General features: G+C 36.2%; 15 protein-coding genes. 7 read left to right on the forward strand and 8 right to left on the reverse strand.

Features of this window, described 5'->3' with window-relative positions:
• The first annotated feature begins 79 nt into the window (after positions 1-79).
• Complete coding sequence (locus CH354_RS06230) at positions 80-277, forward strand: hypothetical protein (protein ID WP_100725745.1); 198 nt, start codon at positions 80-82, stop codon at positions 275-277.
• Here CH354_RS06230 and CH354_RS06235 read toward each other — a convergent pair.
• On the reverse strand, positions 274-1401 hold the full coding sequence (locus CH354_RS06235) for a hypothetical protein (protein WP_100725746.1): 1128 nt from the start codon (positions 1399-1401) through the stop codon (positions 274-276). The genes CH354_RS06230 and CH354_RS06235 overlap by 4 nt on opposite strands.
• Positions 1398-2018 carry a hypothetical protein gene (locus CH354_RS06240; RefSeq protein WP_100725747.1) on the reverse strand — a complete coding sequence of 207 codons (621 nt, stop codon included), beginning with the start codon at positions 2016-2018 and terminating at the stop codon, positions 1398-1400. The genes CH354_RS06235 and CH354_RS06240 overlap by 4 nt, the downstream gene beginning before the upstream one ends.
• A gap of 67 nt (positions 2019-2085) precedes the next feature.
• Between CH354_RS06240 and prfA the strand changes: the two genes are divergently transcribed.
• From prfA to CH354_RS06255, 3 genes are all read left to right on the forward strand, one after another.
• Positions 2086-3147 (forward strand): peptide chain release factor 1, encoded by a 1062-nt coding sequence (gene prfA / locus CH354_RS06245; RefSeq protein WP_100725748.1) that lies wholly within the window; start codon positions 2086-2088, stop codon positions 3145-3147.
• A gap of 76 nt (positions 3148-3223) precedes the next feature.
• Positions 3224-4915 carry a S8 family serine peptidase gene (locus CH354_RS06250; RefSeq protein WP_100725749.1) on the forward strand — a complete coding sequence of 564 codons (1692 nt, stop codon included), beginning with the start codon at positions 3224-3226 and terminating at the stop codon, positions 4913-4915.
• A gap of 3 nt (positions 4916-4918) precedes the next feature.
• A complete protein-coding gene (locus tag CH354_RS06255; protein ID WP_243395980.1) occupies positions 4919-5521 on the forward strand; it encodes a hypothetical protein in 603 nt (200 codons plus the stop codon).
• Positions 5522-5546: 25 nt separating this feature from the next.
• On the opposite strand, the gene CH354_RS06260 is transcribed toward CH354_RS06255, so the two are convergent.
• Genes CH354_RS06260 through CH354_RS06270 form a run of 3 tightly spaced genes read right to left on the reverse strand, consistent with a single transcriptional unit; the run spans position 5547 to position 8127 of the window.
• A complete protein-coding gene (locus CH354_RS06260; protein ID WP_100725750.1) occupies positions 5547-7157 on the reverse strand; it encodes an ATP-binding protein in 1611 nt (536 codons plus the stop codon).
• The gene (locus CH354_RS06265) at positions 7157-7765 is read right to left on the reverse strand and encodes a chemotaxis protein CheX (RefSeq protein WP_100725751.1); all 609 of its coding nucleotides are present in this window, start codon (positions 7763-7765) and stop codon (positions 7157-7159) included. Before CH354_RS06265 ends, CH354_RS06260 begins: the two co-directional genes overlap by 1 nt.
• Positions 7762-8127 carry a response regulator gene (locus CH354_RS06270; RefSeq protein ID WP_100725752.1) on the reverse strand — a complete coding sequence of 122 codons (366 nt, stop codon included), beginning with the start codon at positions 8125-8127 and terminating at the stop codon, positions 7762-7764. Before CH354_RS06270 ends, CH354_RS06265 begins: the two co-directional genes overlap by 4 nt.
• Positions 8128-8207: 80 nt before the next feature.
• Between CH354_RS06270 and CH354_RS06275 the strand changes: the two genes are divergently transcribed.
• Positions 8208-8705 carry an MORN repeat-containing protein gene (locus CH354_RS06275; RefSeq protein ID WP_100725753.1) on the forward strand — a complete coding sequence of 166 codons (498 nt, stop codon included), beginning with the start codon at positions 8208-8210 and terminating at the stop codon, positions 8703-8705.
• Here the strand turns inward: CH354_RS06275 and metF are convergent.
• Complete coding sequence (metF, locus tag CH354_RS06280; RefSeq protein ID WP_100725754.1) at positions 8670-9557, reverse strand: methylenetetrahydrofolate reductase [NAD(P)H]; 888 nt, start codon at positions 9555-9557, stop codon at positions 8670-8672. The genes CH354_RS06275 and metF overlap by 36 nt on opposite strands.
• 12 nt (positions 9558-9569) lie before the next feature.
• Positions 9570-10385: an SDR family NAD(P)-dependent oxidoreductase gene (locus CH354_RS06285; RefSeq protein WP_100725755.1), complete on the reverse strand. Its 816-nt coding sequence runs from the start codon at positions 10383-10385 to the stop codon at positions 9570-9572.
• A gap of 61 nt (positions 10386-10446) precedes the next feature.
• Between CH354_RS06285 and CH354_RS06290 the strand changes: the two genes are divergently transcribed.
• Complete coding sequence (locus CH354_RS06290) at positions 10447-11202, forward strand: biotin--[acetyl-CoA-carboxylase] ligase (protein WP_100725756.1); 756 nt, start codon at positions 10447-10449, stop codon at positions 11200-11202.
• Positions 11203-11994 carry a type III pantothenate kinase gene (locus tag CH354_RS06295; protein WP_100725757.1) on the forward strand — a complete coding sequence of 264 codons (792 nt, stop codon included), beginning with the start codon at positions 11203-11205 and terminating at the stop codon, positions 11992-11994.
• Here the strand turns inward: CH354_RS06295 and CH354_RS06300 are convergent.
• Positions 11983-12510: an SGNH/GDSL hydrolase family protein gene (locus CH354_RS06300; RefSeq protein WP_100725971.1), complete on the reverse strand. Its 528-nt coding sequence runs from the start codon at positions 12508-12510 to the stop codon at positions 11983-11985. The two genes, CH354_RS06295 and CH354_RS06300, sit on opposite strands and share 12 nt — an antisense overlap.
• Between the last annotated feature and the right edge of the window lie 13 nt (positions 12511-12523).

Here is a 12523-nt window from a genome sequence, read left to right on the forward strand (position 1 = left end):
AAATTAGAGATTTTAATTTTGGCTTTTCCATTAAAATCCGTTTGACATGGCACCGAATTCACAAAAAATTTTCAGAGTTATGCCACAGAAGTCCCTTCCTAAAAACGAATTCTACGTAAAATGCCCATTGTATGCAAAAGGCCTTTCTGTATGTCCAAGTTCGAAGGATCGTTTACAATCAGAAGATTTGAGTCGATTGACTTCTCATTGTGTTCAGGATTTATATAAGGCTTGTGATATTTTTTCCGCAAAAAAAGAGAAAGAACAAGCGGCTTAACCGTCGTTCAGTTTCCTAACCTTTTTAAAATATTCATAAACTTTCCAGTCTTCTTCGCTAAACGTTAAATCATCTAACACAAGTTCACCACGAATACTCTCGTATACGATTTTATCTCCAGCCACTCCCCATAACCGATCTAAAAAAAATGGAAAATGTTCCTTTTTTCCCGTTACTTTCCATTTCATCGGTTGGTTAGGTTCATTTTGGTTGGTAGTAATGAATTCGTCCTTACCTGTAAGTCGCCACGAATACGCTTCTCTTGTTACAATTGGAATTCCACGATTGATAGAAGGTGATTTACCTTGTTGGTAGTTGACTTCTTTTAGATACAAGTCTCCAATTTTACCACCAACGACATATCCTGAATTACCATTGTTATAATAAAATTTTGGTAGGACGATGTCCTTTGAAAGTAAAGAAACTTTTTTTGATTCGATGTTTAAAAAGAAAAGATGATAAGCTCCACCAACACCCGACCAAACTAAATATTCATTTCCGATAGGAGATATATGATATTGTATTTTTAATTTTGGATAAGGAGAAGGAAATAAATCACTGGAAAGGAATTTTTCGGGTTTAGAATTTTTTCCAGTTTTTTCTACAAAGAGCTGATTTTCAAAGAAATAAAATATTAAATCTCCTGAATTCGAAATTGCCATACCTGTTTTACAAGGAATATGAACGATAGATTCATGTTCTAAAGAAGAATCCAGAGTTGAATATCCAAACAAAGCACAACCACCATATTGTTTTAGCGGATATTGAACGACAACATAGTTACCGTTAGCTGATAATTGAATCGAATCAGGTCGTAATTTTAGTTCAATGGAATTCCGATTGTCATTCACTAAATCTTTGAAATAGAGAGTTTTGTTTTCAGTCCAAACAATTTTGGTTCTATCTTCTGATAATGCAAATAGGCGAGATTGGTTTGGTTTATTTTTGGAAAGAATTTCTGCATTAGACCTATTGGCTGACAAACGGTCTTGTAATAATACCAAAGCCTTTTCGTATTTTTCTTTTGAAATAAGGTCTTCAATTTCGGAGACTAACGATTCGTGTTTTGATTGGCAATAACTGAAATTTAAAAAAGTAAAAATTAAGAGGAAAAAAAATTTCACTGAGACTCCAACATTTCCCGGATTTCATCCGAGTGAATTTCCTTTGAGAATAGTTCCATCGCTGTTTTCCCAACTCTTTTTGTATCATAATAGGCAAATGTTCCAGTGACTACTGCACCACCTATTGGTACCCAACGTGCAAACTGTTTTCTGATGATTGTTTTAGAAATCATGATACCTAATTTTTCGAGTACTGTTTGAAAAACTCTAACGGTTGTTGGGCGAATTAAAATTTTAAAACTGGATTCCTCGATAATTTTACGAAAAACGTGAGCTCCTCCGTGTTTGAATAGACAATAAAGAAGAAGTTCTTTTGTCACTTGAACTTCCTTTCCATACAAAGCAGCAATGTCCATGATGAGATGGCCTTGGATCCGGTAGACCATTAAGAGTTCAGGTAGAATGCTGAGTATTCCTAGAGGGCCTGGGGGAAGGGAACAGGTAGCGCTGATGAGTCCCGATTTAAAAGAAGCATTTTGAACAAGTTCATTCAATAATTCCTCGGGAGGTTGGATTGTGGGAGCATAGGGACTACGATAATCCTCAAAACCTGCAAATAATTCGATGAGGCCTTCTAAAAATCCGTTTGATTTGCCCTGAGATGGTAGTTCGTTCACGGGTTTCTTAAATCCTCATTAGATTTTGGTTTATCAAAAACAGGCATTCTGTATCCTTTCCATAGACATGATAGATAGATTGAAAAAAATTCAAGAAAAATACCTGCGTATCGAGGATGAGCTCGCCAAGGCCACCGCTTCGGATACTTTGAAGAATCTATCGAAAGAAAGATCTCGCCTAACGCCCGTATATACAAAAGCAGATGAATATCTAAGAATTACAAAAGACTGCCAAGATGCAAAATCATTATTAGAATCCGAAAATGATCCAGATATGCATTCTATGCTAAAATCAGAGATTGAAGAAGGGGAAAAAAAATTAGAGGAACTTGCAAAAGAACTCGAAATTATGTTATTACCTCCTGATCCAAACTCTGGAAAAAGTATCCTTGTTGAAATCCGTGCTGGAACAGGTGGAGAAGAGTCGGGATTGTTTTGTGCAGATTTGTTTCGTATGTATAACAAATATGCAGATAAAAAAGGACTTCGTGCAGAAATCATTGATATGAGTCCTACAGGCATTGGTGGTTATAAAGAAATTGTATTTTCCTTGGATGATGATAGAGCATATGATTTATTTAAATTTGAATCGGGAACACACCGTGTGCAACGGATTCCTGAAACAGAGTCAGGTGGAAGGATTCATACTTCTGCTGTAACTGTCGCCATTCTTCCCGAAGCAGAAGAGAAAGAAGTTGAGATTAGGGAAAGTGATCTTCGAATAGACGTTTATCGTTCGTCAGGTGCAGGTGGTCAGCACGTTAACACAACTGATTCAGCTGTTAGGATCACACATATTCCAACTGGAATTGTAGTCGCTTCCCAAGAAGAACGTTCACAGATTAAAAACCGCGATAAAGCAATGCGCGTTTTACGTGCAAGGATTGTCGACCAAATGGCTGAGACCGCCAAACAAAGTGCAGATGCTCTTAAAAAAGCACAAGTTGGATCGGGTGATAGGTCTGAACGTATTCGGACTTATAATTTTCCACAAGGACGTTGTACAGACCATAGGATTGGTTTTACGAGTCATAATCTTCCTGCTATAATGGAAGGGGATTTGGATGAATTAATCGATGCGTTAATCCAAGAAGATCGGTCTAAAAGATTAGCGGAAGCCAAGGCATAAAAAAAGTTTTTTTCTGACAGATTTCGATTGAATGATCTGTCTTGGTTGTTATTCCTTATGGTAGGGTAATGGTTTCATGAAATTTGGACAGTTTGGTTTGGTTACATTCCTGATTTTCAGTTTGAGCTTTGGGAATTGTAATCCTGTCAAAAAGAATGATCCGTTCAGTGATAATTTAATTTTACTCCTTTTGCTCAATTCTATTCTCAATGCTAGGGAAACGGATTGTACTTTCTCTTCAGCTGATACAGACCCTTTTTATTCTGACCAATGGCATCTGCAAAACCTAGGACAATTCGGTGGTACTGTTGGCGAAGATGCACGGGTCAAACCTGTTTGGGACCAAGGGTATTCTGGAAACCAAGTGATCGTCAGTGTTGTCGATGATGGTTTGGACATTAGGCATGAAGATTTAAGTGCAAACATCTCGGTCACGGCTCGTGGCTTAAATATGTTTAACAATACATTCAACCCTTCTCATTCTTACTCCAATAGTTTTCATGGATCAGCAGTCGGAGGAGTGATTGGTGCAAGAGGTGGCAATGCAATTGGACTTAGGGGTGCTGCTCCATGTTCCAAATTGGTTGGTGTCAATATCTTAGAAAAATCAACGATTTATACTTCCGACGAATACCGCGCAATGGTCAATGAATCAGGAAGAGTTTTTATCTCAAACAATAGTTGGGGATCCCCTGATGTTTATGGTTGGTTATGGCCATCGAGTAGTTTATGGCAACAAGGCATCAATGAAGGTGTAAGTCTTGGTCGAGGAGGAAAGGGAACCGTTTACCTTTGGGCTGCTGGGAATGGAGCCAATGGTGGAACTGTCGCATCACCAGTATTAGTTGATAATGCAAATTATGATGGGCAAGCAAATTATTATGGAGTTATGGCCATTGGTGGAATTGGGGAGAATGGAAAAAAGGCGGCCTATTCTGAATCAGGTGCGAATCTTTGGGTTGTTGCCCACACACAAGGGAACAATACAACTGCTTACACAACAGCAATTTCAACAACCGATGCCACTGGAGTGAATGGATTAAATGCAGGAGGTACTTCTGGAGATTATACTAATTCAAGTTATACGAAAAAATTCAATGGAACTTCTTCTGCGACTCCATTAGCTGCTGGAGTGATTGCTTTACTCCTAAGCAAAAATCCTAATTTAACATGGAGAGACGTACGCGAGTTAGTTGCTTATTCGGCCAGAAAAAATGATGCTTCGGATACAGATTGGACAACCAATGCAGCAGGTCTAAATATCAACCATAAATATGGATTTGGTGCCATTGATGCACAACAATTACTAATTCGTTCTAATTCTTGGTCTCCTATCGCACCTGCACTGAAAACGGAAACAATGAGTTCAATTACACCAGGTACTTCGATTCCAGACAATGATTTGGTAACTGGAGCCAATGCTTCTTATTCAGTTTCCTCCTCTATCACCTATATAGAATTTGTTGATGTTGAATTTACAACGAGTCATACTTATTTTCCGGAATTAAAAATCACGATTACCTCACCAAGTGGAACTGTGAGTGTCCTTTCGGAAGTGCATGCATGTCGGAATCCAGCTAATAATTCGGGTTGTACTTCTGGTAGTACATCCATCGCTAGTATGACAGGTTCCTCCACCTATCGTTTTGGTTTAACTCGTTTGCTTGGTGAAAATCCAAATGGTAATTGGACGATAAGAGCTTATGATGGCGCAGCTGGGGATACTGGAACCATCCAGTCTGTACGATTGAAAATTTACGGTAGGTAAACAATGAAATCAGAAAATAACAAATCCTTCAATCGATTCCAAAATGTATTGTTTTTTTCATTCATTTGTTTCACCTACAGTTCATTTTTTTTATGTGATCCAATCATTGCAAAAGAACCTCCAAACCAAATTACGTTTACGGAAGGTGGTGTTCAAAAAACATTTTATAGAAATTCAAATTTGGAAGCAGAATTCATTGAACCAAACCAAGTGAATTCTTCGCAAAACAAAGGTATGGGGAATGGTAAGGTAAAAGGTGGATGGAATTTGAGGCAAGCCGGAAAACCATTGCTGAGCCAACAACAATACAAATCAAATATTCCAACAAAAGTGACAGAAGTTTACAATACAGGAGCAGGTTATGGTCCCAATATTGTTTTACCAGGGATCATTATTGTTACCTTCAAAAATGACCAAACTAACGATACTCTTTCCAAGTTAGCTCAAAAATATAAGATTGTGATCTTACAACAATTCACTCCCCGTATTGTTAGTTTCCAAACAGAACCAGGTTATCTTTCCGTCGAAATGGCAAATGAACTGTTGAATGAAGGAATTGTTTCGGAAGCATATCCTGAGACAGCGGTCGAAAAAGTCTTAAAATAGAGAATGGATTTGGAATTTATAATTCTCAAAGTGCTAAGTAAAAATAGATGAGTTTTAGTATTTCTAATTTCCGAACTGGTTTGGATAAATAAGAAGTAATTCCTGCTAAAAAACTTTTGCTGATATCTTCTTTTTGTACGTTTGCTGAAATTGCAATGATCGGAACCATAAGAAGTGGATCTATATTTTGATTTTGTTCATAATTTCTAATTTCCTTTGTCGCTTCTAACCCATCCATTTCAGGCATTTGCATATCCATTAAAACGATATCAAATTTTTCATTTTGAAATTTTTGTAATGCGTCTATACCGTTTCTTGCAATTACAAGTTCAATTGGATATTTTCGTAAAAAAGTTTTAATGATAAAAACATTTTCTTCAGAGTCCTCTGCCAATAGGATCTTGCATTTAGGAAAGTTTTCTGGATCTGGTAATTCTAAGTCTAACCAATGTTGATGGATATTGGAATCTCTATGAACTAATCCTTCATAAGGGATATGAATTGAAAATTTTGAACCTTTTCCAAGTTCACTTTCTACGAAGATATCACCATTCATCATTAATATTAATTTCTTTGTGATTGTAAGTCCAAGTCCTGTTCCACCATATTTTCTAGTAGTAGAACTATCCACTTGGGTGAAACTTTCGAAAATAGAATGTAATTTTTCGCTTGGTATGCCAATTCCAGTATCTTCTACTTCTAGAATTAATACTTTTTTACTGTTATCTAATGAAGCATTAACACTGATACTTCCTTTTTCTGTAAATTTCATGGCGTTTCCAATTAAATTAATCAAAATTTGTTGGATACGAGTAGAATCACCTTTTACATTTTCAGATATATTTTCACTTACAACATAATTGATTTTGATACCCTTTGCTTTTGCTTTCATCAAGAAAAGGGAGATAGTTTCTTTTAATAGATCTCGAATTGAGAATTCTATGGATTCTATTTCTAACTTACCTGACTCAATTCTAGATAAATCAAGGATGTCATTTATGATATTGTATAATGCTTTTCCTGAATTTCGAAGGACAGTCAAATACTCAACTTGTTCTTCAGATAGATTTGTTTCAGCTAAAGTATCAGCCATACCTAAAATTGCATTGAGAGGAGTCCTGATTTCATGACTCATGGACGCCAAAAAATCTGTCTTAGCTTGGGATGCTTTTTTTGCATCAACTTCCCTTTCCTTAGCAACAACCATTTGTTCGCGTAATAATTTCTCTCTAGTTACTTGTTGAGAAACATCTGAAATTTGGATCATACAAAATGAATTTGATTCATCTTCGATTGATATTGGTATGATGTGTAAATATTGGTAAATTCTTTCATTTTTCAACATCTTTTGTTCATTTTCGTATAATGGAAATGGATATGGATTTAAAGTGTGTGTAAGAATGGAATATTGCGAAAATTGAATGCATTGTTCAATTGATTTAAGTGTTCTTGTGTCAACTAACTCTGGAAATACTTCGTAAATTAGTTTGTTTTGAAGATCTTTCTCTAAAAGATTGGAACCTTTTAGAAACCACTGATTGGCAATTACGATTTCATAGTTTTGGTTTAAAATCAGAATTCCTATTCCTGATTTTTTTACAATTGTTAATAAGTGTTTTTCGGTTAAAGAACTCACTACTTTAACTTTTCAATCAATACTCTGGATAAATTTTTGATGCTGTCAAAATTTAGAATAAAAAATATATAACCTTTAATTTCTTTACCTTTTAACTGATAGTCTATGAACACTAATAAAATTGAATTGTCTTCATTAGGATTCGGCTTTCGATTCAATAATAGTTCCTCGTATTTTCCTGAAAAAAATTCCGGGATTTGAGTTTCTATTTTGTAATTAGACATTTTTGCCAAATTTGATAAAATTGCATTTAGAATAATATTACCAATTTCACTGAGTGCATCTTTTTCAAATTGTGAAACTTCATTCAGTGCTACATAGTCTTTCATCATCATTTTTACAATTTCTAAACTAGCACTTTTATGGAATAATAGAAATGCAGATCCGTTCCCAATATCACCAACAAACTTTTGTTCGACTGTGCAAACATCTTTATTCGCTAGGTTTTCAAAGTTTTTTGCTTCTGATTCGGTAATTAGTTTTAAACTGGGAACAGTTAATAAAATTTCATCAGAGATCATTTCACTCATCAATTTTGCAGCTCCACCTAAGCTGATATTGAAAAGTTCACACAACGAATCTCGCTCTAACTCTGTTAAGTGGTTCATATTTTTTCCAACAAAGGAATGATTTTTTCAGGCGTAACAGGCTTTTCGACAAAATCAATTCCCAGATCTTTGGCTCTATTTTTGATTGCATCTTGGATGTTTGCAGTGACTAAAACTATTTTTGAATTCGGATAGTTTGATTTTAAATTCTCAGCTAAATCTAAGCCGGATATTGTCCCTGGCATATTTTGGTCCAAACTAAATAAATCAATGTCTGGATGGTCGTGTAAAATAGATTTTGCCTTATCTGCTGACTCAGCTTCTAAAATCTCCCAATTGGGGTGTTTTTCGGAAATGATTTTCCGAATCATCAATCGGGTGACTGTGCTATCATCAACTACAAGTGCTTTTTTTTGTGACATATGGATTGCCTTATTTTCAAACTAGTTTTATATGAGCATGTATACACTTAGTCGACGAAATTTTCTCAAGTAAGCCATCCATGCGTTCTAAATACTTTTTATTTTTATTTTTTTACATTTTTGTCTTTTGTAAGTCGAACCAAAAAATATGCGAAGGGGAAAATTGCCGAAATGGTAAACACTCCGTTTCCTATGAAAATGGTGACTTTTTTGAAGGTGAATTCTTTGAAGATACCAAACATGGCTTTGGAATTTATCGATATGCTAATGGAGATGTCTTTGAAGGTGAATACAAATTTGGGTATAAAGAAGGATTAGGATCTTATCGTTATAGCAATGGAGATCAGTTTCATGGAAATTATCTCAAAGGCAAAAGAGATGGGTTCGGAAAATATATTTTTGCAGATGGATTCATTTTGGAAGGAAATTGGTCACAAAATGAACTGAATGGAAAAGGGAAAATCACAAATGCAAAAGGTAGTTTGGTGCTAGAAGGTTACTGGCACCAAAATCATTATATTGGGTTTAAACCAAAAGAAGAATCAAACGATACGATCAAAATTTCGGATCCCGAGTGATTCGTAAATTTTCCGTGTAGCCTTGGATTTGTTGAGTGTATACATGTGGATGCCTGCAATTTTGTGATCTAATAAATCACGGACTTGTTCCGTTGCCCAATGGATCCCAACATTTTCAGCATAGGCATCATCTTCAGCACGTGATAATGACTTCAATAGTTTTGCCGGAAAATTAGTACCCAAGGATAATTCAGCCATACGTGCCATTCCTTTTCTAGAAGTTATCGGCATGATACCAGCAATGATTGGAACTTTGATTCCCGCAATCTCACATCGTTCTACAAAATCATAAAAAGAATCATTATTAAAAAACAATTGTGTGCAGATATAGTCTGCACCTTGGTCAACTTTCCATTTTAAGTATTCAATTTCTTTTAAACGATTGGGAGTAGAAGGATGACCTTCTGGAAAACCAGCAACTCCAATCCCCATATTTGGATAGTTTGCTTTGATGAAACCAACTAATTCTCCAGCATATTCGAATCCATTTTCTGTTTTTTGAAATTCATTTTGACCTTTTGGCGGATCTCCACGAAGAGCCATAATATTGTGGATTCCACTTTTTTGGTATCGTTTTAGGATCTCACCAATTTCTTCTTTGGTGGATCCAACACATGTGAGATGGCTAACAATTGTTAAACCAGTCTCCTCTTGTAATTTGACGACTAAATCGTGAGTTAGGTCACGAGTTGATCCACCCGCACCATACGTGACACTCACATAAGCAGGGTTCATTTGAGATAGTTCTTGGATATTTCGGAACAAATCCTCTGATGCTTCCTCATTTTTTGGAGGGAAAAATTCGAAGCTGATGGTAGTTTGTTTTTTGCCGAGGATCTCAGAAATGTGCATAAAACCTATCCTCTAAACAGGAATATTTTTCTCAAGCCCCTTGTTGGCAAGTAACCAACCTTTTGACGCTTTTGTTTTTACCGCAAGCCAGAGGGAAAACTTTGGAAAGAGAGCTGGCATAATCACGATAGTAGACCTGAGATAAGAAGGAACAAGGACTTCACCAGGATTTTTCACTATCGCTTTACAGATTGCCTTTGCCACTTGGTCTGGTTCTATAACAGGAGTAAAAATGGAAGGTTTGACACCATCTATCATTCTAGTCTTCGCCATTGATGGACAAATCCAACTAACACCGATTTGAGTTTCGTATAATTCCATTTTTAAGGCTTGAGAGAAACCAACCATTGCATGTTTGGTTGCGGAATAAGTGACAGTTCCTTCTGTTCCAAACTTACCTGCAATACTTGCTAGATTGATGATACATGCTTCTTTTTGTTCTCTGAGAATTGGCAACGATTCATAAACCAACTTCATTGGTCCATGAACATTGATTTGTAAGGCTTTTTTCCAAACAGAAAAATCCTTTCCTTCAAAGGGACCACTAGGAGCAATCCCCGCATTGTTAATCAAAACTTGGAAACTGAGTTTATTCTTTCTGATTTTTTTGATAAGATTTCCGATATCATCTTCTTTGGAAAGATCACAAACATATCCATAAAATTTTCTTCCTGCTGATTCCACTTTCAGTTGGATTTCTTTCAATAGGGATTGGTTGATATCAACTCCAATGATATCGTTTCCCTCTTTTGCCAATCGTTCTGCTGTTAAAGCACCAATTCCCATTCCACAGCCTGTAATCAAAATCGTATTTCCAGATAATTTCATACCATGACTCTAATCTATTTTTTGGTTTCGTCAATCGGAATCATATAGGAAATAGACTCAAATGCAATATCGACTTTTAAAACCTGAACTAGGTCATAGATTACAGTCTGTAAACTCTACAAACGAATGGATCCGAAATCCAGAGGTTCCCTTTGGATCTTGGGTGATTGCAGAAGAACAGACGGCAGGAAAAGGACGAGGCCAAAATTTATGGCAGTCGTTAGGCGAAGAACCATTAATATTCTCTGGGAAAATCAGAATTTCAGCTGCCGAAATTTCTTTGCCTTTACTTTCGATTTTTATCTCTTCTGCATTGCTTAAAACAATTTTCTATTTTTTTCCTGAAAGGGAAGTAGATACTACAATCAAATGGCCAAATGATATTTATAAAAACGAAAAGAAAGTAGCAGGAATTTTAGTTCAATCTGAGTTTATCAATGGAGTTTATGATGTTGTGATTGGAATTGGACTCAACTTTTTTGGACAATCAGTACCTGAAGATTTAAAGGAGAAGGCTACCTTTTTATGTGATTCTCAAATAGGAGAAGGTGGTTTAGAAAGATTTGTAAATCATTTGGTCATAGGAATCAACCAAGCAGTGATCACACTCCTAGACCAAAGCCAAGTTTTAAAAGATTTAGTCTGGATCGAAGATCATTCTCTATTAAAGAACAAAGTCATTGAGACTGAATGGGATGAAAGAATCGTAAGAGGTCGAGTTTTGGGAATTGATGAATTAGGATTCCTTCTTATTATGACTGAAACTGGCCAAAAGATTGAGCTTATGGACACTTCACCAAAATTTCGGATGATATAAATGTCAGAATCACCATTATTATTAGTTATCGATGTTGGAAATACTAACACTGTATTTGGAGTTTTTCGTGAAGGTCAAGAGACACCTGATTTTCACAAAAGAACTGTTACGCGAAGGGATCGAACTTCGGATGAACTAGGACTATTTCTAAAGGGATTTTTGACTCAAGAGAATGTAAAAGCAGACCGAGTCAAAAAAGCAATTTACTCAAGTGTTGTGCCTTCGCTCAATCCGATTGTCGAAAGAATGTTAGAGGACTGGTTTGATGTAAATCCACTTCGAGTTCATTACCAAATGAATTTAAACTTTGGAATCAGTTACCCTAGGCCATTTGAAATTGGTGCGGATCGACTTGTCAATGCGGCCTATTGTGCCAAAACCTATCCAGGAAAAAAAGCCATCCTAGTCGATTTGGGTACTGCGACAACATTTTGTGTGATTAGCGAAAAACCAGAATACATTGGTGGTGTGATAGCACCTGGATTAAAAATATCCATGGATGCTTTAACGAGAAACACAGCCCAACTTCCGCCAATTGTATTCGGTTCTCCTTCTCGTGTGTTGGGAGAATCAACTGTTGAATCAATCCAAGCTGGTTTTTTCTTTGGGTGGATTGGCCTTCTGAAAGAAATTGTGAGAGCCATCAAGGAAGAACATCCTGGTGATTATGTAGTAGTGGGAACCGGTGGTCTTGTGACAACAATCCATGCTTCGCATAACCAAGTGTTTGATGAAATTGATCCAATGATGACACTCAAAGGATTAAAAATTTTAGCTGATTTAAATTCCTAAGATTTTTTTTCGATACAACTCGCCCATAATTTCATAACCTACTTGGTTTGGATGAATTGGGTCTGATACAGGATATAAGGGAACATTACCTTGGTAGGATTCAAATACTGATTCTACATCGATTGTCTCTACATTTTGTTTTTGAGATTTGATTTGGCGTAGTGTTTCGTTATTGGTGCGGATCGTTTCCCGTATCGAGGACATATTTGTTCTTGGAATTAAGGTAAGATATACTATCGAATTCTGAGAGTTTTGCAAAAAATCAATTAAGGAACGTGTGCGAGTTTCATAGCCAGAGGTTCCATAAACCATCGCATCGTTTGTACCTAATTCTAAAATCCAAATCTGAGTTGGAATCTCATTCAATCGATTTTTATTTTGTAACCAATCTTCCGTTGAGTAACCAGCAACGGAAAGATCTGTTACTGTAAATTCACTTGGTAATTTTTGTTTCAGACCAAATCCGTTTGACCATTGTGCGAGTGAATCTCCAACAATTGTGATTTTACGGTTCAAAGAATTTGCTCCT

This window comes from Leptospira levettii (genome assembly GCF_002812085.1).
GTDB classification, from domain to species: Bacteria; Spirochaetota; Leptospiria; order Leptospirales; family Leptospiraceae; genus Leptospira_A; species Leptospira_A levettii.